The sequence below is a fragment of the Bradyrhizobium sp. S69 genome (assembly GCF_009766005.1).
Taxonomy (GTDB): Bacteria; Pseudomonadota; Alphaproteobacteria; order Rhizobiales; family Xanthobacteraceae; genus Bradyrhizobium.
Window position 1 is genome coordinate 233,683 of record NZ_LMUK01000041.1, and the last position, 21,261, is coordinate 254,943.

Annotated in this window: 26 protein-coding genes and 1 pseudogene; 16 read left to right on the plus strand and 11 right to left on the minus strand. The window is 63.2% G+C overall.

Annotation, left to right across the window (positions count from 1 at the left end; translation table 11 throughout):
- The first annotated feature begins 15 nt into the window (after positions 1-15).
- Both GSQ88_RS18505 and GSQ88_RS18510 read left to right on the plus strand, forming a co-directional pair.
- Positions 16-1,077: a helix-turn-helix domain-containing protein gene (locus GSQ88_RS18505; RefSeq protein ID WP_159009171.1), complete on the plus strand. Its 1,062-nt coding sequence runs from the start codon at positions 16-18 to the stop codon at positions 1,075-1,077.
- Between the two features lie 24 nt (positions 1,078-1,101).
- Positions 1,102-1,323 (plus strand): type II toxin-antitoxin system Phd/YefM family antitoxin, encoded by a 222-nt coding sequence (locus GSQ88_RS18510; protein ID WP_159009172.1) that lies wholly within the window; start codon positions 1,102-1,104, stop codon positions 1,321-1,323.
- 235 nt (positions 1,324-1,558) lie between these two features.
- Here GSQ88_RS18510 and GSQ88_RS18520 read toward each other — a convergent pair whose 3' ends face one another.
- Positions 1,559-2,578 (minus strand): LLM class flavin-dependent oxidoreductase, encoded by a 1,020-nt coding sequence (locus tag GSQ88_RS18520; RefSeq protein ID WP_159009174.1) that lies wholly within the window; start codon positions 2,576-2,578, stop codon positions 1,559-1,561.
- 204 nt (positions 2,579-2,782) lie between these two features.
- On the opposite strand from GSQ88_RS18520, the gene GSQ88_RS18525 reads away from it, so the two are divergent.
- From GSQ88_RS18525 to GSQ88_RS18540, 4 genes are all read left to right on the plus strand, one after another.
- Positions 2,783-3,493: a RibD family protein gene (locus GSQ88_RS18525; RefSeq protein ID WP_159009175.1), complete on the plus strand. Its 711-nt coding sequence runs from the start codon at positions 2,783-2,785 to the stop codon at positions 3,491-3,493.
- A 24-nt stretch (positions 3,494-3,517) separates the two neighbouring features.
- The gene (locus GSQ88_RS18530) at positions 3,518-3,901 is read left to right on the plus strand and encodes a nuclear transport factor 2 family protein (RefSeq protein ID WP_159009176.1); all 384 of its coding nucleotides are present in this window, start codon (positions 3,518-3,520) and stop codon (positions 3,899-3,901) included.
- A 79-nt stretch (positions 3,902-3,980) separates the two neighbouring features.
- A complete protein-coding gene (locus GSQ88_RS18535; protein WP_159009177.1) occupies positions 3,981-4,790 on the plus strand; it encodes an NAD-dependent protein deacetylase in 810 nt (269 codons plus the stop codon).
- Between the two features lie 94 nt (positions 4,791-4,884).
- Positions 4,885-6,933 carry an acetoacetate--CoA ligase gene (locus GSQ88_RS18540; protein ID WP_159009178.1) on the plus strand — a complete coding sequence of 683 codons (2,049 nt, stop codon included), beginning with the start codon at positions 4,885-4,887 and terminating at the stop codon, positions 6,931-6,933.
- A gap of 19 nt (positions 6,934-6,952) precedes the next feature.
- Here GSQ88_RS18540 and GSQ88_RS18545 read toward each other — a convergent pair whose 3' ends face one another.
- The 3 genes from GSQ88_RS18545 to GSQ88_RS18555 all read right to left on the minus strand — a co-directional run bounded on the left by GSQ88_RS18545 (position 6,953) and on the right by GSQ88_RS18555 (position 8,655).
- A complete protein-coding gene (locus GSQ88_RS18545; protein WP_502706743.1) occupies positions 6,953-7,369 on the minus strand; it encodes a PIN domain-containing protein in 417 nt (138 codons plus the stop codon).
- Positions 7,350-7,580 (minus strand): AbrB/MazE/SpoVT family DNA-binding domain-containing protein, encoded by a 231-nt coding sequence (locus tag GSQ88_RS18550; protein ID WP_159009180.1) that lies wholly within the window; start codon positions 7,578-7,580, stop codon positions 7,350-7,352. The genes GSQ88_RS18545 and GSQ88_RS18550 overlap by 20 nt, the downstream gene beginning before the upstream one ends.
- A 103-nt stretch (positions 7,581-7,683) precedes the next feature.
- Positions 7,684-8,655, minus strand: a complete 972-nt coding sequence (locus GSQ88_RS18555; protein WP_159009181.1) for a LysR family transcriptional regulator — start codon at positions 8,653-8,655, stop codon at positions 7,684-7,686.
- A gap of 78 nt (positions 8,656-8,733) precedes the next feature.
- Between GSQ88_RS18555 and GSQ88_RS18560 the strand changes: the two genes are divergently transcribed.
- The gene (locus GSQ88_RS18560) at positions 8,734-9,264 is read left to right on the plus strand and encodes a DUF8737 domain-containing protein (RefSeq protein WP_159009182.1); all 531 of its coding nucleotides are present in this window, start codon (positions 8,734-8,736) and stop codon (positions 9,262-9,264) included.
- Here the strand turns inward: GSQ88_RS18560 and GSQ88_RS18565 are convergent.
- Positions 9,233-9,730 carry a peptide deformylase gene (locus tag GSQ88_RS18565; RefSeq protein WP_159009183.1) on the minus strand — a complete coding sequence of 166 codons (498 nt, stop codon included), beginning with the start codon at positions 9,728-9,730 and terminating at the stop codon, positions 9,233-9,235. The two genes, GSQ88_RS18560 and GSQ88_RS18565, sit on opposite strands and share 32 nt — an antisense overlap.
- Before the next feature lie 154 nt (positions 9,731-9,884).
- Here GSQ88_RS18565 and GSQ88_RS18570 point away from each other — a divergent pair, with 154 nt between their 5' ends.
- A complete protein-coding gene (locus GSQ88_RS18570; RefSeq protein WP_159009184.1) occupies positions 9,885-11,108 on the plus strand; it encodes an MFS transporter in 1,224 nt (407 codons plus the stop codon).
- 33 nt (positions 11,109-11,141) lie between these two features.
- Positions 11,142-11,645, plus strand: coding sequence for an SRPBCC family protein (locus GSQ88_RS18575; protein WP_246784860.1), 504 nt, complete (start codon positions 11,142-11,144; stop codon positions 11,643-11,645).
- On the opposite strand, the gene GSQ88_RS18580 is transcribed toward GSQ88_RS18575, so the two are convergent.
- Positions 11,634-12,092, minus strand: coding sequence for a winged helix-turn-helix transcriptional regulator (locus GSQ88_RS18580; protein WP_159009185.1), 459 nt, complete (start codon positions 12,090-12,092; stop codon positions 11,634-11,636). The genes GSQ88_RS18575 and GSQ88_RS18580 overlap by 12 nt on opposite strands.
- A 175-nt stretch (positions 12,093-12,267) precedes the next feature.
- On the opposite strand from GSQ88_RS18580, the gene GSQ88_RS18585 reads away from it, so the two are divergent.
- Positions 12,268-13,188 (plus strand): alpha/beta fold hydrolase, encoded by a 921-nt coding sequence (locus GSQ88_RS18585; protein ID WP_159009186.1) that lies wholly within the window; start codon positions 12,268-12,270, stop codon positions 13,186-13,188.
- A gap of 137 nt (positions 13,189-13,325) precedes the next feature.
- Positions 13,326-14,656: pseudogene (locus GSQ88_RS18590) on the plus strand (MFS transporter).
- Between the two features lie 15 nt (positions 14,657-14,671).
- On the opposite strand, the gene GSQ88_RS18595 reads toward GSQ88_RS18590, so the two are convergent.
- A complete protein-coding gene (locus GSQ88_RS18595) occupies positions 14,672-15,571 on the minus strand; it encodes an AraC family transcriptional regulator (protein ID WP_159009491.1) in 900 nt (299 codons plus the stop codon).
- A gap of 177 nt (positions 15,572-15,748) precedes the next feature.
- Here GSQ88_RS18595 and GSQ88_RS18600 point away from each other — a divergent pair, with 177 nt between their 5' ends.
- From GSQ88_RS18600 to GSQ88_RS18615, 4 genes are all read left to right on the plus strand, one after another.
- A complete protein-coding gene (locus GSQ88_RS18600; protein ID WP_159009187.1) occupies positions 15,749-16,483 on the plus strand; it encodes an SDR family oxidoreductase in 735 nt (244 codons plus the stop codon).
- 68 nt (positions 16,484-16,551) lie between these two features.
- Positions 16,552-16,851, plus strand: a complete 300-nt coding sequence (locus GSQ88_RS18605; protein ID WP_159009188.1) for a hypothetical protein — start codon at positions 16,552-16,554, stop codon at positions 16,849-16,851.
- Between the two features lie 94 nt (positions 16,852-16,945).
- The gene (locus tag GSQ88_RS18610; RefSeq protein ID WP_159009189.1) at positions 16,946-17,902 is read left to right on the plus strand and encodes a helix-turn-helix domain-containing protein; all 957 of its coding nucleotides are present in this window, start codon (positions 16,946-16,948) and stop codon (positions 17,900-17,902) included.
- Positions 17,899-18,354, plus strand: a complete 456-nt coding sequence (locus tag GSQ88_RS18615) for a PaaI family thioesterase (protein ID WP_159009190.1) — start codon at positions 17,899-17,901, stop codon at positions 18,352-18,354. The genes GSQ88_RS18610 and GSQ88_RS18615 overlap by 4 nt, the downstream gene beginning before the upstream one ends.
- A 53-nt stretch (positions 18,355-18,407) precedes the next feature.
- Here the strand turns inward: GSQ88_RS18615 and GSQ88_RS18620 are convergent, their stop codons facing one another.
- The 4 genes from GSQ88_RS18620 to GSQ88_RS18635 are packed head-to-tail and all read right to left on the minus strand — an operon-like array spanning position 18,408 to position 20,409.
- Positions 18,408-19,106 (minus strand): DUF899 domain-containing protein, encoded by a 699-nt coding sequence (locus tag GSQ88_RS18620; protein WP_159009191.1) that lies wholly within the window; start codon positions 19,104-19,106, stop codon positions 18,408-18,410.
- 27 nt (positions 19,107-19,133) lie between these two features.
- A complete protein-coding gene (locus GSQ88_RS18625; RefSeq protein ID WP_159009192.1) occupies positions 19,134-19,577 on the minus strand; it encodes an SRPBCC family protein in 444 nt (147 codons plus the stop codon).
- A gap of 38 nt (positions 19,578-19,615) precedes the next feature.
- Positions 19,616-20,083, minus strand: coding sequence for an SRPBCC family protein (locus GSQ88_RS18630; RefSeq protein ID WP_159009193.1), 468 nt, complete (start codon positions 20,081-20,083; stop codon positions 19,616-19,618).
- Positions 20,080-20,409 (minus strand): ArsR/SmtB family transcription factor, encoded by a 330-nt coding sequence (locus GSQ88_RS18635; protein WP_159009194.1) that lies wholly within the window; start codon positions 20,407-20,409, stop codon positions 20,080-20,082. The genes GSQ88_RS18630 and GSQ88_RS18635 overlap by 4 nt, the downstream gene beginning before the upstream one ends.
- Positions 20,410-20,570: 161 nt before the next feature.
- Here GSQ88_RS18635 and GSQ88_RS18640 point away from each other — a divergent pair, with 161 nt between their 5' ends.
- Positions 20,571-21,086 carry a MarR family winged helix-turn-helix transcriptional regulator gene (locus GSQ88_RS18640; RefSeq protein WP_246784861.1) on the plus strand — a complete coding sequence of 172 codons (516 nt, stop codon included), beginning with the start codon at positions 20,571-20,573 and terminating at the stop codon, positions 21,084-21,086.
- The last annotated feature ends 175 nt before the right edge of the window (positions 21,087-21,261 follow it).

The following is a 21,261-nucleotide window of genomic DNA, read 5'->3' on the forward strand; positions in this document are numbered from 1 at the left end:
GGTGTATTCCGTCTGATGACCAAGCAGCACATCGCCTCGAAGCGGACCGGACTTGTTTCGGTTTCCAGGTTTTCGACGCTCGAGATTCCGGAGAAAGAGCGCTTCGACCTCTGGGTGGCCGGCAGTCACTGCGACTGTAGATTACGAGACAAGGACTCTGTATCCTTTAGCGGCGAGGCAAGCGGGGCGGCGCTCGGTTCGCTCATTCTCTCCGAACGGAAATGGTCAGATCCGGAGCGATCGGCTTCCTATGAGGTACGGCGCACCGCGCGTCGTATCCGGACCGATGGGCACGATTTTTTCCGCTTCACCATCTTCTTTCAGACCGCGGATCTGGAGGGCACCAAACAGCCAGGCGAGCTGATCTTGCTTGACGCGGCCCAGCCTCTGGAAGGCGTGGTCGAGCCCGGCCAATCGATTTCGTTGGCGCTGCCCAGGGATTCCTTGCCGCGACATACCGAGCATTGGCATGGACGTGCTTTCTCGAGCGGAATCGGCCGGCTGTTGAATGATCATCTGCGGTCGTTGTCGCGGAATTTACCGCGCTTGAGAGAACACGACGTTCCCTATGCCGTCGAATCCACCCTGCAACTGCTGACCGCCGCGGTGATGCCGACGACGGACGCGGTGCGGCAGGCGAGCGCTCCGATCCGGGACGCATTGGTCAATCGCATTCTGCGTTACATTGACCTGAATCTGCTCGAGGCTGATCTCACGCCCGATCGGATTTGCCGGGACATCGGGCTATCGCGTGCGAAGCTCTACCAGCTGTTCGAGGGCAGTGGCGGCGTGATGCGACAAATTCAGCTCCAGCGGCTACGCCGTGTTTATCGCTTGCTCGCCAATCCCAATCGCACCCGGGCGCGCATCGCCGAGATCGCGTGGCGCCACGGCTTTTCCAACGAGAAGTATTTTTACCGGTTGTTCAAGGCTGAGTTCGGTCACACCCCGAATGAGACCATGGCGACTGCGAGCGGCGGAGAGCCTCGTGCTGCGACCACCGATCTTGATCGCGGAACGGGAGAGATCGGGCGCTCCTTCGACTGGACGCTGCCGTTCGGTATGTTTGGTCGGTGACGGTATACGGAATAGAGAGCTGCGATGCGGGAAATTGAGCTTGATGACGTGAGAGCTGACCTCTCCCGGATCATTGATGAAGCGACGCAGGGGCGGTCGACGGTCATTACTCGTCACGGCAAGAGGGAGGCCGTCGTGCTAGGCTACGATGAGTGGCAGCAATTGTCCCGTGTTCCGAGCTTCGGGCGTTTGCTGATGTCGGCGCCTGTGGAAGCGGGTGATCTTCCACGCCGCCGAGCGCAATAGGGGAGTTGATGTTGCGACCCGCACATCCCGATATGAGTGGCAATCAATGACCGGCCCAAATCGTCGAGGTCCCGACCTTCTACCGGTGATCGTTCTTGTTGCGATCATTGGTGCGGTGGGCGCCGGGCTGTGGCTGTTCCCCTATGTTCAGGCGACCCTTCAGCACCGGGATTGCGTCGCGGTCGGCCGCACCGACTGCGACTGAGGCGAATGTCTCCGGCGGCCTAACCTCGCCTTAGACAGCCTCGGGGACCGGAACCGGCTGTCCGGTGTTGATCCCGGCGACGTCGGCGATCAGCTCGAAGGAGCGGAGCCGCGCGGCATGATCGTGGATGTCGGAGACGACGATGAGCTCGTCGGCGTCGGTTTCCTTGACCAGCGCGTCGATGCCTGCGCGAACCGTATCGGGCGATCCGACGATGGAACGCGCGAGCATGCGCATCGCCTGCGCCTTTTCTCCTGGCGTCCAGTAGCTTTCGATGTCGTCGATCGGCGGCTGGCTCAAGCCGCGCGCGCCGCGAAACAGGTTGGTAAACGACATCTGCTGCGTCGTGGCCAGCCGGCGTGCTTCGGCGTCGCTGCCGGCCGCAATGATGTTGACGCCGACCATCGCATAGGGCCGGTCGAGCTGTTCGGACGGCTTGAAGCGGCTGCGATAGATTTGCAGCGCCGGAATCAGCTCGTCCGGCGCGAAGTGCGACGCGAACGAGTAGGGCAGCCCGAGTTCGGCGGCCAGCATCGCGCCGAAATGGCTTGATCCCAAAATCCACAGCGGCACTTCCGTCCCCGCCGCCGGCACGGCCTGGATGCGCTGGTTGGGACCGGCAGGCGCCAGGAAAGCCTGCACTTCAAGAACGTCTTGCGGAAAGTTGTCAGCTGCGTCGGGCGTGCGGCGCAAGGCGCGCAGCGTGAGCTGGTCGGTGCCCGGCGCGCGCCCGAGCCCAAGGTCGATGCGTCCCGGGAACAGCCGGGCCAGCGTACCGAATTGTTCGGCGATGACGTAGGGCGCGTGGTTGGGCAGCATGATGCCGCCGGCGCCGACCCGAATGCGGGTGCTGCCCGCAGCGATATGGGCCAGCACGACCGACGTCGCAGCGCTGGCAATGCCCGGCATGTTGTGATGCTCGGCGACCCAGATGCGGCGATAGCCCCAGGCCTCGGCGTGGCCTGCGAGATCGCGGGCCTTGTCGAGCGCGCCGCGCGCGTCGGTGTCCGTGGTGACGCGGACCAGTTCGAGGATCGACAGAGGCGTCATAGCGTACTCCCAAGCGAAGCCCACGGCTTCCCGGGACGTTATATGGCGATCATCTCCACGGGGACAATGCGATCGGACACCTGGCAGTCATCACGGCGTTCGAGGAACCACGCCTGTACGCTCGACGGCTTTTTGAAATTTGAATAGAACAGGGTGCGGCGACCGCATCGAACGAGCGTCTAAACGAGCGTCCCTGGAGAATTCATGAAACCGCATGTCATCTGCCACATGGTTTCGAGTGTGGACGGGCGAACGCTCAACAGCCGCTGGCGTCCGGACGGCAAGCTGGCGAGTGCGCTGTTCGAGCGGCTGCACGACGAACTCGGCGGTGATGCGTGGCTGATCGGGCGCGTCACCGGGCAGGAATTCGCGAAGGGCAAACCCTATCCGGCGGTCACGGACCAGATTTTTCCCCGCGAAAACTGGTTCGCGCGGCGCGATGTCAAAGCTGGCGATGTAAAGGCCTATGGCGTGGCGCTCGATTTCCACGGCAAGATCGGCTGGGGCAGGTCCGACATCGGCGGCGATCCGATCGTGGTCGTGCTCTCCAGCAAGGTTTCGGATGCGCATCTGGCGGGCCTGCGCCAGGAGGGCGTCTCCTACATCTTCGCCGGCGAGACCGAGCTGGACCTCGGACTGGTTCTCGATATCCTCAATCGTGAACTCGGCGTCAAGCGCCTGCTGCTGGAAGGCGGCGGCGGGGCCAACGGCGCCTTCCTGCGCGCCGGGCTGGTTGACGAACTCAGCCTGGTGCTGTGTCCGGCGGTGGACGGCGCCAAGGGCGCGCCGAGCGTGTTCGATTCCGGGGAACCGCTGACCGGACCGACCGCTCCCGTCGAAGCCATGACATTGGAAAGCAGCACGGTTATCGATGGCGGCGCCGTGTGGCTACGGTACCGGCTGCGGAACCGCTGAACCAAGGGAGCAAGGGAGTTTGCCATGGAAGACCGGGACATTCGCGCGGCGCTGGATCTGCACTGGGCTGCGTCCGACGCCAACGACTTCGAGGCGGAGCACCAGATCTACCAAGAAGACGCCGTGCTGGAGTATCCGCAATCCGGCGAGCGTATCCGTGGCCGGCACCATATTCAGGCGTCGCGCTTCGCCCAGCCGAACCAGAAGCGCTTCACGGTGCGGCGCATCGTCGGCGCGGGCGACCTCTGGGTAACCGAATTCGTCCTCAGCTATGATGGCAAGCCGTCTTACACGGTCAGCGTCATGGAGTTCAAAGACGGCAAGGTGGCCCGCGAGACGCAATATTTTGCCGACGCGTTTGAGCCGGGGCCTTCACGCGCCCGGTGGGTCGAGCGGATGGGACAATAAGGCGAGGCGGCTGGGGACGGCATTCGGTCCCGTAAACGGGCCTTGCCGATCGAACGCCGGGCTACGATATCTGCATTCCATGACGGCCTTCAGCTCCCTCCAGGATTTCGTCGACCGCCATCAGCGACTTTTCGTGCTGACAGGGGCAGGTTGCAGCACCAATTCGGGCATTCCCGATTATCGCGACGCTGCCGGCAACTGGAAGCGGCAGCAGCCGGTCACCTACCAGGCCTTCATGGGCGAGGAGGCGACGCGACGCCGCTACTGGGCGCGAAGCCTGATCGGGTGGCGCAGGTTCGGCCGGGCCCGGCCCAACTCGGCGCATCTGGCGCTGGCCAGGCTCGAGGCGGCCGGCAGGTCCGAGCTCGTTCTGACCCAGAATGTCGACCGCTTGCACCAGGCCGCCGGCAACGAAAAGGTGATCGATCTGCACGGCCGGCTCGACCTCGTCCGCTGCATGGGATGCGGTCAGAAGAGCCGGCGTGACGAGCTTCAGGACGAACTGACCGAGCTGAACGCCGGCTGGGTCGACCTGGATGCTGCGGACGCGCCCGACGGCGATGCCGATCTCGACGTCCACGATTTCTCCAGCTTCAACATTCCGGCGTGCCGGCACTGCGAGGGCATCCTCAAGCCCGATGTCGTGTTCTTCGGCGAGAGCGTTCCCCGCGATTTCGTCGATGCCGCTGCCGGGCATCTGCACGAGGCCGACGGCATGCTGATCGTCGGCTCCTCGCTGATGGTGTATTCGGGCTTCCGTTTCGTGCAGATGGCGGCCCGTGCGGGAATACCGATCGCGGCCGTCAATCTCGGACGAACCCGCGCCGACGAGATGCTGGCCTTCAAGGCGGAAGAGGCGTGCGAAACGGCTTTGAGCTTTCTGCTTTGAGCCTTATGCAGGAGTTCGCCGGGGCCGTTCCCGGCGCATCAGAGATCCAACGCGCGCCAGATACGGCGCGCGTGGCCTGTCAGAGTTCAACGCGATGACCGAAGCAATTCTTCCGCAAATGGCGCGCTATCGCCACTGGCTGCATCAACAACGCGGCCTCAATTTCCCGGACTATGAAGCCCTGCGGCAATGGTCGGTGCGCGATATCGACGCCTTCTGGCAGAGCATCTGGGATTATTTCGACCTGCGCTCGCCGACGCCGCACAGTGCCGTGGTGGCGCAGCGCAAGATGCCGGGCGCGGTCTGGTTCCCGGGCGCGCAGGTCAATTACGCGCGCCAGGTGTTGCGGCATGTCGAGGCGGCGCAGGCCGCGGGGATGCCGGCGATCGTGAGTTGCGGCGAAGACGGCGTGCTGAGCGAAACAAGTTGGCCCGAGCTGCGGCGCAAGGCGGTGGCACTTGCGATCCATCTCAAGCGCCAAGGCGTGCGCTCCGGCGATCGCGTCGCGGCCTATCTTCCCAATATCCCGGAGACCATGATCGCGTTTCTTGCGACCGCGAGCATTGGCGCGGTCTGGAGCGTCTGCGCACCCGATATGGCCGCACCCGCGGTAATCGATCGGTTCAAGCAGATCGCGCCCAAAATCCTGATCGCGTGCGACGGCGTGACCTATGCCGGGCGGCGCCACGACCGGCGCGAGGTGATCGAGGAATTGCGCGCGGCGCTGCCGACGGTCGAGCAGGTCATCATCCATAGCGAGCGGGGCGAAACCACCGCAGGCTCCGATCCGCGGCTTTCGACCATCCTGTCGGCAACGGGGCCGGAGATCGACGCCTTCGAGCCGGTCTGGCTGCCGTTCGATCACCCGCTCTGGATCGTCTATTCCAGCGGCACCACCGGGCTTCCCAAGCCGATCGTTCATGGCCATGGCGGCGTCATCATCGTGGCGCTGCCGCTCAACGTGCTGCACAATGATATCGGTTGCAGCTACCAGCCACATTCGTTCGGCGAACGCTATCATTGGTACTCTTCGACCGGCTGGATCATGTGGAACTGCCAGGTCGCGGGCCTGCTCAACGGCACCACCATCTGCATCTTCGACGGCAGCCCGGGCGGACCAAAGGACAAGCCGGATTGGGCGACGCTGTGGCGCTTTGTCTCCCGATCGAAGGCGACCTTCTTTGGCGCCGGCGCGGCGTTCTTTGCCAGTTGCACCAAAGCCGAGATCGATCTTTCGGCCGCCGGTGATCTGTCGGGCCTGCGCGCGCTCGGCTCGACCGGATCGCCGCTCTCCGCCGACACCCAGCAATGGTTCAACGATCGTTTTGCGCGTCTGGCCGCGGTCAGTGGCAACCGCGCGCACGCCGAGATGTGGTGGGCGAACATGTCCGGCGGCACCGATTTTGCCGGCGCCTTCATCGGCGCCTGCCGCGAATTGCCGCAAACCCCGGGACTGATGCAGTGCCGGCTGTTGGGGGCGGCCGTCGAGGCGTTCGACGAGCGCGGTCGCGCCGTCATTGACGAGGTCGGAGAACTCGTCTGTACCGAGCCGATGCCTTCGATGCCGTTGCGGTTCTGGAACGACCAAGGCGATGCGCGCTACCGCGCCAGCTATTTCGAAACCTATCCGGACAATTTCGACGGCACCGGCCGCGGCGCGGTGTGGCGTCACGGCGATTGGTTGAAGATCAACCCGGACGGATCCTGCGTGATCTACGGCCGCAGCGACGCCACCATCAACCGGCACGGCCTGCGGATGGGAACCAGCGAACTTTACTCAGCGATCGAGGCGTTACCGGAAGTGCTGGATTCGATGGTGGTCGACCTCGAATATCTCGGACGCGAAAGCTACATGCCGCTGTTCGTGGTGCTGCGCGACGGTATCGCGCTCGATAGTGCGATGCGGGCGCGGATCAACCAGGCGATCGAAGCCGGTCTGTCACGCCGGTTTTTGCCCAACGAGATCTTTGCCGTTGCCGAAATCCCGCGAACGCTGTCCGGCAAGAAGCAGGAACTGCCGATCAAAAAACTGCTGCTCGGCCACCCGATCGAAAAGGTCATCAACAAGGACGCGATGGCCAATCCCGGATGCCTCGGCTGGTATCTCGAATTCGCAGAAAGGCATTTGCAGCGGAATGCCTGAATGAGCTGGCGGTTCGTAGTTAGCCCACGTCGCGAAACGGATTGACGATCCGCAATCCGTCCTTGAACGTCATGCCGTGCTGCATGTCTTCCGACCACAACGTGTCGCAGCCGGCGAGAATCGCCGAGGCGGCGATCATCGCGTCATAGGTGGAGAGGCCGTATCGTTCGGCGAGCGTCAGACCTGTTTCGTGGGTCTCGAGGGTGAGCGGGTGAACTGTGAGCAGGCTACGTAGCATGTCTAAAAAAGCATGCGTGTCGGTCCAGGACATCTGCATCTTGCGGCGAGCGACATTGGCGAGTTCGTTGAGAACCTGCACGCTGATCGCACCGCCAGCAGTGATCGTTGCCTCCGCCCTGTCGGCCTTCGCGGCATCGCTGGACGCGAGGTAGACGAGGACATTGGTGTCGAAAAAACTAGCGGGCATTCGCCTCATCCCTGTCGAACTTGAAATCGGCGGGGAGGCGGCCGCGGAATGCGCGAAGACGCTTCAACAGCTCGTTACGCCCGGGTTTGCGCGCGACACCGAAATCCTTGCTGCCGGCGACATGGATTTCGACTTCGTCGCCTTCCTTGAGGCCGAGCGCTTCTACGACAACGGCAGGCAGGCGAACCGCCAGACTGTTTCCCCATTTGGCAACCTGCACGAGAGCGTCTCCTTAGATATACGTAGATCAAAATGTATATCAATAGGCGGCCTGGGTCAAGGAACGTCGTCGGTCCTTACTTACGATCGCGCGTTCTGCCGCCTCAACGCTTCTTCGCGGTCCGTTTTTGCTTGCCGCCGGTCGGCGCGGGTGTCTTGCCGCGGGTCTTCGCGCGCGCCTTTACGTGATCGATGAAGGCGCGCAGTTTCGGCATCAATTGGCGGTGGCCGGGATAATACAGAAACACGCCGGGACAGATCGGCGCGAACGGCTGCAGCACCTGCACCAGCTTTCCCGCTTTTAGCAAGCCCGCCGCGACCGGAGCCGGCACTTGCGCGAGGCCAATGCCTTCGACCGCGGCGCCCAGCATGGTGGGATAGTCGTTGGCGATCAGCGGGCCTGCCACGGCAATCTCGATCGTGCGGCCGTTGTCGTTGAGCGACCACAGCGCGAGCCCGCCGTTGGATCGTCGCAGCCGCAGGCAGGCGTGCCCGCGCAAATCGTCCGGGTGCTTCGGCCGGCCGCGGCGGGCGAGGTAGCCGGGGGTTCCGACGACGATGAATCGAAACGGCGGCGTCAGCCGCACCGCGATCATGTCGGCGGCGATGAACTGGCCCATCCGAACGCCGGCGTCAAACCCTCCGGTCGCAAGATCGACCATCTCCTCGCTGGCGGCGATCTCCACCTCGACTTCGGGATAGGCCTCGCAGAATGACGCGATCAGCGGCTCCAGCACGATCGGCACCACCGCGCGCGGCACCGCGAGGCGCAACAATCCGGACGGCCGCTGTCCGAGATCGCGTGCGATCCGGCTTGCGGCGACCAGTTCCTCGAAGGCGGGCTTGGCGCGCGACAGGAAGCGGTCGCCGGCCTCGGTGAGGCCGACGCTGCGGGTGGTGCGGATGAACAGCGCGGCGCCGACCCGCGCTTCGAGCGTGCGTATCGCCTGGCTGATCGCCGACGGCGTCACGGCGAGCTCAGCCGCCGCTTTGCGAAAACTGCGATGCCGGGCGACGCTCAGGAAAGCCTCGACGCCGTCGAGCGCGCCCTGCCGGACTGTGAAGTTCTGCTTCATGACCCATCGACATTATCGCGGCTAGTCGCTTGCGGGAAGTAGCCCTAGATCTGGCCGACAACGCCGACGGGAGCTCGCATGGCGCCGCAAACCATATTTCAGATCCATCTCGTTCTCGGCTATGTCGCCTGGCTGCTGTGCTTTGGCGCGTACATCTGGCCCTGGCTCAGATCGATGCAACGGACCGAAGCGCTGCGCGCCATCGCCACCTTGCACAGCTTCCGTTTCTTCGGGTTGGCGTTCCTGCTGCCCGGCATCGTCGGTCCGCAGATGCCGGCGGGCTTTGCCAGCTTCGCCGCTTATTTCGACTTCGCGACCGGGATCATGGCCATGCTGGCGCTGCTGAGCGTCAGGATCCGCCCGCTGTTCCTGCTGTTCGTGCTGGCCTTCAATCTCGTGGGAGCGTCCGACCTCCTACTCAACTATTATCACGCCATCGAGCTCGATCTTCCGGCGATGGCAGGCGAGTTCGGCGCGGTCTACGCGATCCCGGTGATCTATGTCCCGCTATTGATGATCACGCACATCGCCGCTTTCTATCTGCTGCTGCGCCCGCAAGCCAGTCGTGAAGACAGGCTCAACTCCGCGACGCTTTCTCAAAGCGCTTGATCAGCCGTTCACGCTTGAGGCGGGACAGCCGCTTGATCCAGAACAGGCCGTTCAATTGATCGATCTCGTGCTGGTGGCAGACCGCGCGCAGCCCGTCCGATTCCTCGGTGTGGTTGTTGCCATCGATGTCCTGGTAGCTGATCCGGACCCGGGCATGACGCTCGACCTCGTCATGGACCCCCGGCATCGAGACGCTGCCCTCGCGATGCAGGATCGTCTCGGGCGATGCCCATGATATCTCCGGATTGACATAGGTCCTCGCGGCATCGACGGGATCGAGGTCGAGCACCACGACCCGCAGCGCGACGCCGATATGCGGCGCGGTGATCCCGATGCCGGGCGCGGCCAGCATTGTCTCCAGCAGGTCGCGCGCCAGTTCGCGCAGCGCGCCGTCAAACGCCGTGACGGGCCGCGCCGGCAGCGCCAGCCGGGGGTCGGGATAGCGGAGGAGGGGGCGGATGGGCATGCGCTATTCTGGTTGGGGGCCGAACGGCCTCGGGCCGCTGATAAGCCGTAGCAAACCGCCAGCTAAAAAAATATCGGGACCATCCCTCGGCCTGTCGGTTCCGGCCTGTCCGGTTCGTCTTTCAGCCAGAACGGGATGTCGTGGAGATCGGAAAATGCAGGATTCTCGCTATCGCTGGGTGATTGTCGCGGCCGGAGGCCTGTTGGGCTGCGTCGCGGTCGGGGGCATGTTTTCGCTGCCGGTGTTCCTGCAACCGATCGCGCGGGACACCGGCTGGTCGGTCACCGGCGTGTCCAGCGCCATGACGATCGGTTTCCTGGCCATGGCCTTCACCAGCATGCTCTGGGGAACCCTGTCCGACCGGTTCGGGCCGCTGCCGGTGGTGCTGACCGGCTCGATCGTGATCGCGGCGAGCCTGGCGCTGGCGAGCTTTGCGACCTCGCTGCTCGCCTTTCAGTTCATGTTCGGACTGATGGTCGGCAGCGCCACCGCCGCGATCTTTGCGCCGATGATGGCGACGGTCACCGGCTGGTTCGATACCCATCGCAGCCTCGCGGTGTCGCTGGTGTCGGCCGGGATGGGGATGGCGCCGATGACCATGTCGCCGCTCGCGGCCTGGCTGATCTCGAACCATGACTGGCGGTTCTCGATGCGGATCATCGCGCTGGTGGTGGCGGCGATCATGATCCCGGTCTCGCTGCTGGTGCGCCGCGCGCCCGCGCTTGCGAGCGCAGCGTCCACGCCATCCGGCGCGCCTGCGCAGCCGGAGATGTCGCGCGCGCAGGCGCTGCGCTCGCCGCAATTCATCATCCTGCTGCTGACCAACTTCTTTTGCTGCGCCACCCATTCCGGGCCGATCATCCACACCGTGAGCTACGCCGTCAGTTGCGGCATCCCGATGATCGCCGCGGTCACGATCTACAGCGTCGAGGGCCTGGCAGGGATGGGCGGCCGTATCGCCTTCGGCCTGCTTGGCGACCGCTTCGGCGCCAAGCGCGTGCTGGTGCTCGGCCTGCTGGCGCAGGCATTCGGCGCGCTCGGCTATGTCTTCGTGCGCGAACTCGCCGCGTTCTATGCCGTGGCGGCGGTGTTCGGCTTCATCTATGCCGGCACCATGCCGCTGTATTCCGTGCTGGTCCGCGAAAACTTTCCGCTGCGGATGATGGGCACCGTGATCGGCGGCACCGCGATGGCCGGCAGCCTCGGCATGGCGACAGGGCCCCTGGCCGGCGGTTTGATCTACGACGCGTTTGCAAGTTACGCTTGGCTCTACATCGGTTCGTGGGCGTTCGGCATCGGCGCGTTCCTGATCGCGCTGACCTTCAAGCCGTTCCCTGCGGCCCGAACCCAGGCCGAGGCCGCGCCGGTGCCGGCGTGAACATCATGCAATTGAAACGGATGGAGAAGGTCGATGGACGCCAGAAGAGAGAGTGAGCCTGCCCCGATGAAGAACCGCACGACGGCGGAACGGAAGTCCGAGCGTGAACTCGTCGTTACGCGAAGCTTCAACGGCCCGGCGCGCCTCGTGTTCGAGGCGTGGACCAGGCCCGAGCTGCTCAAGCAATGGTGGGTACCGAAGTCGACAGGCATGTCGCTGCTTTCCTGCGAGATGGATGTTCGTGTCGGGGGCAAATACCGTTTCGAGTTCGGCCACGGGGCCTCAAAGCCCATGGCATTCTTCGGCAGCTACATCGACGTGACGCCGTACGCGCGCCTGGTATGGACCAACGACGAAAGTGACGACGGTGCCGTCACCACGGTGACCTTCGAGGAAAAGGATGACCAGACGCTGCTGGTCATGCACGAACGCTATTCCTCGAAGGAAGCGCTCGACTGTGCCATTACCTGCATGGAGGAGGGCGCGATGCCCGAAACGTTCGCCCAACTGGACGAGCTTCTCGCCCTAGGCGCCTGAATTCGGCGGCTGGCGCACGACCGTATCCTGCGGTCCCACGATGCGGCCGTCCTGGGCGCGAAGCTCCAGCTTCCGCACCGGGAGGCCATTCTTGCGGTCGACCAGCAGGACATGGGCCTCGCCGGGCTCGAAGAAGAAGTCCTCGCCCCACTGCCTGAGAGCGACCAGCAGTGGAAACAGGCCGCGTCCTTTTTCGGTCAGCACGTATTCCTGATAGGCGCTGCCGTCGGAGGCGGGGACGACGTCCATGATGCCGTGCGCGACGAGATTGCGCAGACGCGCCGCAAGGATGTTCTTGGCAAGCCCGAGGTCCTTTTGAAACTCGCCGAACCGGCGCAGGCCGTCGAACGCGTCGCGCACGATCAGCAACGACCACCAGTCCCCGATCGCGTCCAAAGGCCTGGCAACGCCGCAGCTTGAATCCTTGTGGCTGACCCGCCTGACCATCTCGCCCTCATTTGCGTGTTCGATTTCCCGGATGCCGTCTCGTGTCGACGGCAAGGAACGCGGCTGTCATCTGAATATATTGGTTGCAAGTTAAAACCTCAAGCGTTAGGAGTCGGTGTGGTTTTAATTTGAAACCGGAAGCTTGATCTATCGGGCTTCCGAACAGGAGACATGCATGACCCGATCCGACGCCACCTTCGGCGGCAGCTTTCCGTATGCGCCGCATTTCACCACCGCTGCCGGCTTCCGGATGCATTACGTCGATGAGGGCCCCCGCGGCGCCGGCGTCGTGCTCTGCCTGCACGGCCAGCCGACCTGGGGCTATCTGTTCCGCCATTTGATCCCGGTGCTGAGCCCCACGCACCGCGTGGTCGTTCCGGACCATATGGGCTTCGGCAAGAGCGAAACGCCGCCGGCGCGAACCTACTGGCTGCAGGATCATATCGACAATCTGGAACGCTTTGTTCTGGCACTCGACCTCACCGATATCACGCTTGTGATGCACGACTTCGGCGGTCCGATCGGGATGGGGCTCGCTGCCCGGCATCCCAACCGCATTCGCCGCGTGATCTCGACCAACGGGCCGACGCCGTTTGGGCAGGCCGATAGCATCGAGCGCCTGACGGCCAATGCCGGCGTTTCGCCCTGGTTCCAATGGGGCGCGAAGGCGCAAGCGGACGGCAGCCTCGAGGCGGTGCTGGGACAACTCGGCTTCAATATCCTGAGCACGCTCAAGCTCAACGGCTTCGAGAACAACGCGCTCATCACCGATACCTGGCTTGCCGCCTACGGTTCGCCGTTCGCTGCTCCCGCCGACTGCCTCGGCCCCATCGGTTGGTCCAAGGGCATTGCCACCGGCATGCACCAGTTTGAAACGCCGGACGCGGCCGCCGACCGGGCGATCCGTGGCAGGCCGGCCCTTGCCATTTGGGGTGACGCTGACCGCACGCTCCATGCCGAGCATTTTTTGCCGCTCTTCACCCAACTGTTTCCGGCCGCGCCGGTGCATCGGCTGGCTGGCGTTGGTCACTACTGCCTCGAAGACGCCCCGGACGAGATCGGCAGGTTGATCGCGGAATTCATCCGGCAGACCTGAACGTTGCGCTGTTTCTCGTCCCCCGGTCGCCGGATCGGGGGACCGGCGGGCGGCGGATCGGGAAGGGGACGGATGGCCTCTTGAGCCCGGATTTTTCGCCTCCAAGTGGTTTTAATTTAAAACTAATCGGAGCTAACATGCGTACGGAAAACGAGGCCCTCGTGGACGGCACCGAATCAAGCCGCAGCAGCGGCACCGCCAGCTCCGGTGCAACAGCAAACGCGGCCGATAGCGCGGCGCCGCTCTCTGACGCGGTGGCGCTGTTGTTCGCCGTCGCGTGCGGATTGGCTGTCGCCAACGTCTATTATGCCCAGCCGCTGCTCGACACCATGGCGGACGAGTTCGGCATCAGCCATGCGGCGGTCGGGCTCATCATCACGATCACGCAGATTGGTTATGGCTTTGGACTGCTGCTGGTGGTGCCGCTCGGCGATATCTTGAATCGGCGGCGTCTGGTCATCGGCCAGTCGCTGCTGTCCGTATTGGCACTGCTCACGGTCGCCGCCGCTCCGAGCTATCTGGTGCTTTTCGTCGGCATGACCGCCATAGGCTTGCTTGCCGTCGTCACCCAGGTGCTTGTCGCCTACGCGGCCGCCCTTGCGCCGGCCGCCGAGCGTGGCCGCGTCGTCGGCGTCGTCACCAGCGGTATCATCATCGGCATTTTGCTGGCCCGGACGATATCAGGCACCTTGTCGGATCTGTTCGGCTGGCGCTCGGTCTATGTCGTCTCCGCCGCGGCGACGCTGGTCATCGCCGTCTTGCTGGCGAACGTCCTGCCGCGACGCGAAGATCGCAGCGTGTCCACGACCGATCCAGCCATGACCTACCCATCGGGTCGGTGTTCGTGCTGTTCGTCGAGGAGCCGGTGTTGCGCATTCGCGCGACCCTGGCGCTGTTGATTTTCACGGCGATCACGATCCTGTGGACCCCGATGGTGCTGCCGCTCGGCGCGCCGCCTTTTTCGCTGTCGCATACCGAGATCGGCCTGTTCGGGCTCGCCGGCGCGATGGGCGCGATTGGCGCCGCCCGGGCGGGCCGGCTCGCCGATCGCGGGCGCGCGGAGCACACCACGGGCATAGCCCTTGCGATCATGCTGGTCTCCTGGCTACCGATCGCGCTGCTGCCCTATTCGCTGTGGGGCCTGATCATCGGCGTCGTCGCGATCGATTTCGGGCTGCAATCGGCGCATGTCGCCAATCAAAGCTTGATCTATCGCGTGCGGCCCGAAGCACGCAGTCGCCTCACCGCCGGTTACATGATTTTCTATTCCATCGGCTCCGCCACCGGCTCGATCGCCTCGACCCTGGTCTATGCACGCGCCGGCTGGAACGGCGTGTGCCTGCTCGGTGCTGTGATAAGTGCTTTCGCTTTGGTATTCTGGGCCCTGACGCGGCATCTGTACCGCGGCGACGCTACACCTAATTCCAATCGCATCTCTGCCTGCGGGCCGACGACGGTGCCTCTTTAGTCATGCGAGAGCGGCCTAGCCGGCAGTCGCAGTCCTCGCGACGTCGCGGAGCGGTGATGTTCCGTAGAGCCGGCTGTACTCTCGACTGAATTGAGACGGGCTTTGGTATCCCACGGTGTATCCCGCCGTGCCGACATCAAGTCGTTCAAACAGCATCAGGCGTCGCGCTTCGTGAAGCCTGAGTTGTTTTTGGTATTGCATCGGCGTCATCGCCGTCACCGCCTTGAAATGGTGATGCAGCGAGGAAGCGCTCATCCCGGATCGCTCGGCCAACTCCTCGATCCGCAGCGGGTGCATGAAGTTCTCCTTCAGCCAGGCAATGGCGCGGGCTACTCGGTTGCTCGGCGTCTCCGTCACGGCGATCTGCAGCAGGCGGGGTCCGCACGGGCCGGAAAGCAGGCGATAAAGGATTTCCTGCTCGATCAGGGGCGCGAGGGCCGGAATATCATCGGGCGTGTCGAGCAGGCGCATCAGCCTCAGCGATGCGTCGAGCAGTTGCGCAGAGGCCTTGTTGACGGCGACCCCACGCGTCTCATTGGGAGAAACCATCGGCCGAACTGGATGGGCCTTGCCGATGACTTGCTTCAGCCGGTCGGGATTGATCGCCATGCCGAGGCCGAAATGCGGTGCGGTTGCGCTTGCTTCGGTGACGCGCGAGATCACCGGGAGATCGAGCGCGACCACGAGGTAGTCGCCCACGCCATAGCGATACACCTCCTCGCCGAGCGTCAGACTCTTTGCGCCTTGAAGCACGAGCGCAAAGCACGGCCATTGCGAGGTGTGAATGGGCTGCGTGGGAGATGATCTCCGATTGAAAAAAAGACCTTCGATCGGCGTGGTAAATTCACGATCCTGCTCGGTGAAGCGGGCAATGATCGCAGCCATCTCCTGATAGGCCGTCGGGTGCTCGGTCATCTTTGTTGCCATCGCCTGATCATGTCCAATCCCGCAAGGCGAGTTATCCGCTCCGACGGTCTTTTGCAGGATCGTACATGAATCTTGCAGGATCTGGATAACGCCGCCAGCTGGGCCGCCGCATAACTCCGTCGAAGGCTGGCAATTCCCTGTCTCAAGCCGGAAACGGAGATCCGAGTGACCAACGCGACAAGCAAGACAATCCTCGTCACCGGCGCCAGCAGCGGTATCGGCGAGGCTACCGCCCGCCATCTCGCCAGGCTGGGCCACCAGATCGTTCTCGGCGCCCGCCGTAAGGATCGCATCGCGGCGATCGCGCAAGAGATTCTGGATGCGGGCGGCCAGGCCATCGCCAGCGAGCTCGACGTGACGAGCTTGGAGAGCGTCAAGGCGTTCGTAAGCACCGCTTTTGGGCGTTACGGCCGGGTCGACGTGCTGGTGAATAATGCGGGTGTGGCGCCGCTGTCTATGCTGGAGGCGCTGCGTGTCGACGAGTGGAACCAGATGATCGATGTCAATTTGCGTGGCGTTCTTCATGGCATCGCGGCCGTGCTGCCGATCATGCGCGAGCAGGGTGCGGGACACATCATCAATGTGGCATCCACCGCGGGGCACAGGGTGGATCCCACCGCCGCGATCTATTGCGCGACCAAATTCGCAGTGCGTGCGATCTCCGAAGGGCTTCGGCAAGAGAGCAAGCACCTGCGCGTAACTGTCGTCAGCCCCGGCATGACGAGCAGCGAACTGATCGACGGCATCAACGATGTGCAGGTCAGGGCAGCAATCCGCGCCATGGCGGACCAGGCGTGCATCCCGGCCTCGGCGATTGCCGAGGCAATCGCGTTCGCCATCGGGCAGCCTGAAAATGTCGATGTGAACGAGCTGATCGTTCGCCCGACCGCGCAGGGTTGACCGTCGGCGGATGGCCTTGCACCGAATGGTGCTAGGCGACAACCATCAAGCAGGAGGCGATTGAGGCGATGACCGAAGCAATCGAAGTCACGACGTTCAAGCTCAAAGGGCACAGCTGCAAGGACTTCGTGGCGGCCAACGCCGACATCGACGCCTGGCTGAAGCGCCAGCCCGGCTTTCGGTCCCGGCGGATCGCCGAGCGCGATGACGGGACCATCGTCGATATGTTGATCTGGGATTCGGCCAAAAATGGCCGAAAGGCAGCGAGCGGCATCATGACTGAGATGGGGCATTCTCCGGTGCACGGCATGATCGACCAGAGTTCGGTTGACTGGACCGTGGCGCCGGTCCGTCACCAAGTCGGATGACGGAGCCACAACTGCATGGGAGACCGGAAATGACCAATGTGATCTGACGCCAACAGGATGGCGCGGCGCATCGATGCGGATGATAATATAAGTCATGAAGCCGACATCCGCGTGCACGCAAGATCGAGATCGTGAGGCCGGGCAAATCGAGGCGCTCTACGCTGAACTGGAACCGTTGAGCTGCCATCGTGCATTCGTCGACCATCTCTATATCCTGAGGGATAACGGTCGGCTGACCGGTCGGCACCGAAGCGTCTTTGCTTCGCCGCTGTGTGAGGTCGCCCTGGTGTGCCGCGAGGATGCCGGCAGCCTGCATCGTGGCGATGAAGCCGAGCGCTGGATAGCGGTGCGTCAGCGGCCGCGCTTCGGGCAGCGGCCGCGGCAACGCGCTTTTCGCGGCTGGATGATCGGCATTCGATGCCGGCCGTCGGGCATCGTGTTTGATGAAGAGGAGATCGCGCTTGCCGCCTTGGCCGGCGTCTTCACCGGGATCGTCAGGGAGCAAAACCCGCTCGACGATATCGTCCACGCCCTGGACGGCTGGATCGAGGACATCGTCGGGAAATCCGGCTTGCGGCAAGCCGAGTTCGCGGGGGCGCTCGATGACGCCGCAGCTTCCGAGCAAAGCGCGGCTATGCCGGCAGCCGACGGCAATCCGACCATCGCCGCACGCGCCGCCGCGGCGGGAATCTCGCCGCGAACGATGCTGCGCCATGTTCGCGCCCGCACCGGTCTGGCGCCGAAGCGCTACGCGTCGCTGCAGCGCTTCAGCCAGGCGCTTCGCCATCTGGCGCTCGACCATGCCGGCTTCGCGCAAATCGCCGCCGAGGTCGGATATTCCGATCAGGCCCATATGACGGTGGATCTGGCGCGGCACGCCGGGCTGTCACCCGGCCGCTTCCGGGCGTTGGCGCGACGCCAGATCCGAAACGACGCTGTCCGTTTCTTCAAAGACGACGATCTGCGCAAGCGCGTACGCCTGTTGGTCTGTGATTCCGGCGCGCCGATCGGCGCGGCGGCGGACACCGGCAAGGGACAGCACGGCCAATGACATCGTTCGAACCCAAAGACCCTCACTTCGAGGCCCGCGTCAAAGCCAGCTTCGCGCGCCAGCAGGCCATGAACACGCTCGGCATTGAAATTGCCGATCTCAAGGCCGGCGAAATCGAGCTGAGGATGCCGCAGGTGCCGGCCTATACCCAGCAGCATGGTTTTACCCATGCCGGAATCATCGCGACCGCGCTCGACTCGGCGTGCGGCTATGCGGCGTTCTCGCTGATGCCGGAGGATGCCGCGGTTCTCACCGTCGAATTCAAGACCAACCTGATTGCACCGGCGAGGGGAGAATATTTCCTGTTCCGCGGCCGTGTGGTGAAGCCGGGTCGCACCATCACGGTTTGCGATAGCCGGGCCTTCGCCGTGGAGTCCGGCCAGGAAAGATTGGTCGCCACCATGACCGGCACCCTGATGGCGCTGTTTGACCGCGCCTGGATCAGCCAGTGAGCGGCGTGCGGCACGTCGCCTGTCACGGCTAGCTCAGCGGCACGTCGATCGCTTCAATACTGATCGTGCCGGCGCAGCCACGCCATCGAGAATTGCAGATCATCCTCGTCGCGGCCCTTCGGCACCAGGTCGAGGTAATGGTAGGCGCCATTGAGCATGTCGACGCCGCGCGAGTAGCAGGAATAGGTGTGGAACAGTTCGCCGCGCCCATTGCGGGCGAACACGCTGATTCCGACTTGCTCGGAGACTTTGTTCGGCTGAACCTGGTAGTTGTAATAGGTGCCGGCGGCGATCTGGTCAGGCGTGAACGATGCCTGGTAGTCGAAGTTGAAATCGCTGCCATGGGACGAGACCCATGGAAAGCTCCAGCCCATGCGCTTCTTGTAAGCGGCGATCCTGGCCAACGGCGCCAGCGACACCGCCGTGAACGTCACGTCGCGATGGCCAAGATGGACAGGGATGCCGTTGAAATTGTCGGCCCAGAACGAGCATGACTTGCATGCCTCTTCCCAATCGGGCGCGAACATGAAGTGATAGACGATCAGTTGCGAGCGGCCGCCGAACAGATCAGCGAGCGACAGCGCGCCGTCGGGTCCCTCAAACAAATAGGACTTCTCCACGTGCTCCCAGGGCATCGCCATTCGCCGGCGCGTCAGGGCGTCGCGCTGGCGATTGAATTCCTTCTCGGCCGCCAGCAATTCCAGCCGGGCCGCGAGCCACTGCTCGTGGGTTGCGATGCTGTGATCGGTCATCGTCGTTCTCCCTTGGCGGATGCGGGTTTATTCCCAACTGTCGATCTTGATATCGTTGGGGAAGGGCGCGCCTTCGCCGGTTTCGAGCAGTGACTTCAGGCTGACCAGAAAGGTTCCCCATTTGGTGCTGCAATGATGCATGAACTCCACCGGCTCCTTCCAGCCCTGGTGCTTGAACAGCACGCTGGTCCAGTCGCCATCCTGTTTGAGATCGAAACTTATTTTAGTGCCGATCCATTCGTCGGGCCCGTCGACGACTTGCCATAACACGTGGTCGTCGGGACGATGCTCAAGCACCTTCATGTCGAAACCGCCACGGTCGCCAAAGCGAAATTTTAGCGGGCCGCCGACATCGGTTTCGTCTTGCGTGCTGTTGGTCCACCAGGCGGAAAGACCTTCGGGCGTGGTCAACGCCTGATAGGTATCGTTCAGCGACGACTGGATTCCGATCTTGTGTAGAATATCCACCATGGCGATTGCTCCTGCCGGGGTTGGTTGCTGCGTGAATTTCAATTCTGTTCGCCGGCGATGGCCGCGATAACAGGGACGACCTTGTTCCAGCCGCCGCTCATATTGGTGAAAGCGGTCTCGTTCCTCGGCAGCACGAAGCCGGAATGGACCAGACGAAGCCTTGTTCCGTTGTCCACTTTGGAAAGCGTGAAGGTGACGACTGTATCGAGCCTGGAGCCGTAGCCTGAGTTGGCTTCGTGGCCGCCTTGCCACGAATAAACGAGGCGTTGGTTCGGGATCACCTCCAGCACCTCGCAGTGAATGACGCCGTCCCATGCGCCGGCTGCCGTGGTCTGGTAGGTGAAGCGCGTGCCGGTGACGGGCGCGAACCCGACAGGTGCCATCTTCAGCCAGCGGCCCATCAACGCGCCGGTGGTCAGCGTTTTCCAGATCATCTCCGGCGCATGCGGAAACACGTCGTCGACTACGATCTGTTGGGTGTGGGATTTCAAGGCGGCCTCATTCATGGATCGATCTCCTTCAATAGGGTTCGCAGGTCGGCGAACCGCTCACGCCAGAACACGTCGTAATGGCTCATCCAGTCGAACAACGGGGCGAGCCCCTTCGGCTCGCTGCGATAGAAGACGTTGCGGCCCTGCGCGCGATCGATGATCAGGCCGGCCTGCTTGAGGGAACGCAGATGTTGCGAGATCGCCGACTGCGTCACGCCGCTGCCGCGCGTCAGGTCGGCCACGCTGATCTCGTCGGACCGCGCGATCCGTTCAAACACCGCGCGCCGCGTCGGGTCGGCGAGGGTACGCATCACGGCATCAATGGGAGAGGGCTGCATCATGCAGATACATTAGTAGATACTAATCTATTAGTCAACACTAATATGAAAGTGCGCGTGTTCCGGCGGCAGGCGTCGCGCATCGGGGTACTTCGGCTCTCAGCTACCTGACTTGTGTCCGCCGCCGGAATTGGACATCGTGAACCGCGAAGATCAGCGCTGAAATGACCGAGACGATGCACGAGCGAGCGAGACCTGGGCGGGATCGGACGGGCGAAACCCGCGTCGGCAACAAGGATACCCAAGCCTATCGGGTCAAAAACCAGGTCGGATATCTGCTGCGAAGAAACTATCAGCGGCACCTGGCGGTATTTCAGGCGCTCGCGTGCGACAAGCAGCTGACCTCGGTGCAGTTTGTCACGCTGTGCGTGATCCATGACGACGGTCCAAGTTCCCAGGTCGACCTCATCAACTCGACCGGTATCGATCAGGCGACGATCCGGGGCATCATCAATCGACTGAAGGCCCGCAAGCTTATCAAGCTTGCCGCCGACCCCTCCGACAAACGCAAGGTGGTGGCGTCGCTGACCGATCGGGGCGGGCAGCTTCTCGAACAGATGATTCCGTGTGCGGAGGCCATCACCACCGAAACCATGGCGCCGCTCAATCCCGCCGAACGCGAGGCTTTTCTGTTTCTGCTGCGCAAGCTGATGGGACCCGGGCGCCACGGCGAGACCTGAGCCTCGATCATAATTAGAGCGCATGCGCTTTAATGGATGGCGGTCTGAGGACGTGGCACGTCGCGCGGCTCGGCCAGATAGCCCGATCGCGAGAGCCGCAAAAAGCAGCGTGGTATGCCTGCGCGTTGAGCTTGACCGGAAATAAAGAGCGTATACGCTTCAAATACCAATGACA

Bases quoted from the DNA above. Each gene is read 5' to 3' on its own strand.
- GSQ88_RS18505 (WP_159009171.1), top strand. From the start codon at position 16: ATGACCAAGCAGCACATCGCCTCGAAGCGGACCGGACTTGTTTCGGTT.
- GSQ88_RS18510 (WP_159009172.1), top strand. From the start codon at position 1,102: ATGCGGGAAATTGAGCTTGATGACGTGAGAGCTGACCTCTCCCGGATC.
- GSQ88_RS18520 (WP_159009174.1), bottom strand. From the start codon at position 2,578: ATGACGCCTCTGTCGATCCTCGAACTGGTCCGCGTCACCACGGACACC.
- GSQ88_RS18525 (WP_159009175.1), top strand. From the start codon at position 2,783: ATGAAACCGCATGTCATCTGCCACATGGTTTCGAGTGTGGACGGGCGA.
- GSQ88_RS18530 (WP_159009176.1), top strand. From the start codon at position 3,518: ATGGAAGACCGGGACATTCGCGCGGCGCTGGATCTGCACTGGGCTGCG.
- GSQ88_RS18535 (WP_159009177.1), top strand. From the start codon at position 3,981: ATGACGGCCTTCAGCTCCCTCCAGGATTTCGTCGACCGCCATCAGCGA.
- GSQ88_RS18540 (WP_159009178.1), top strand. From the start codon at position 4,885: ATGACCGAAGCAATTCTTCCGCAAATGGCGCGCTATCGCCACTGGCTG.
- GSQ88_RS18545 (WP_502706743.1), bottom strand. From the start codon at position 7,369: ATGAGGCGAATGCCCGCTAGTTTTTTCGACACCAATGTCCTCGTCTAC.
- GSQ88_RS18555 (WP_159009181.1), bottom strand. From the start codon at position 8,655: ATGAAGCAGAACTTCACAGTCCGGCAGGGCGCGCTCGACGGCGTCGAG.
- GSQ88_RS18560 (WP_159009182.1), top strand. From the start codon at position 8,734: ATGGCGCCGCAAACCATATTTCAGATCCATCTCGTTCTCGGCTATGTC.
- GSQ88_RS18565 (WP_159009183.1), bottom strand. From the start codon at position 9,730: ATGCCCATCCGCCCCCTCCTCCGCTATCCCGACCCCCGGCTGGCGCTG.
- GSQ88_RS18570 (WP_159009184.1), top strand. From the start codon at position 9,885: ATGCAGGATTCTCGCTATCGCTGGGTGATTGTCGCGGCCGGAGGCCTG.
- GSQ88_RS18575 (WP_246784860.1), top strand. From the start codon at position 11,142: ATGGACGCCAGAAGAGAGAGTGAGCCTGCCCCGATGAAGAACCGCACG.
- GSQ88_RS18580 (WP_159009185.1), bottom strand. From the start codon at position 12,092: ATGGTCAGGCGGGTCAGCCACAAGGATTCAAGCTGCGGCGTTGCCAGG.
- GSQ88_RS18585 (WP_159009186.1), top strand. From the start codon at position 12,268: ATGACCCGATCCGACGCCACCTTCGGCGGCAGCTTTCCGTATGCGCCG.
- GSQ88_RS18595 (WP_159009491.1), bottom strand. From the start codon at position 15,571: ATGACCGAGCACCCGACGGCCTATCAGGAGATGGCTGCGATCATTGCC.
- GSQ88_RS18605 (WP_159009188.1), top strand. From the start codon at position 16,552: ATGACCGAAGCAATCGAAGTCACGACGTTCAAGCTCAAAGGGCACAGC.
- GSQ88_RS18610 (WP_159009189.1), top strand. From the start codon at position 16,946: ATGAAGCCGACATCCGCGTGCACGCAAGATCGAGATCGTGAGGCCGGG.
- GSQ88_RS18615 (WP_159009190.1), top strand. From the start codon at position 17,899: ATGACATCGTTCGAACCCAAAGACCCTCACTTCGAGGCCCGCGTCAAA.
- GSQ88_RS18620 (WP_159009191.1), bottom strand. From the start codon at position 19,106: ATGACCGATCACAGCATCGCAACCCACGAGCAGTGGCTCGCGGCCCGG.
- GSQ88_RS18625 (WP_159009192.1), bottom strand. From the start codon at position 19,577: ATGGTGGATATTCTACACAAGATCGGAATCCAGTCGTCGCTGAACGAT.
- GSQ88_RS18630 (WP_159009193.1), bottom strand. From the start codon at position 20,083: ATGAATGAGGCCGCCTTGAAATCCCACACCCAACAGATCGTAGTCGAC.
- GSQ88_RS18635 (WP_159009194.1), bottom strand. From the start codon at position 20,409: ATGATGCAGCCCTCTCCCATTGATGCCGTGATGCGTACCCTCGCCGAC.
- GSQ88_RS18640 (WP_246784861.1), top strand. From the start codon at position 20,571: ATGACCGAGACGATGCACGAGCGAGCGAGACCTGGGCGGGATCGGACG.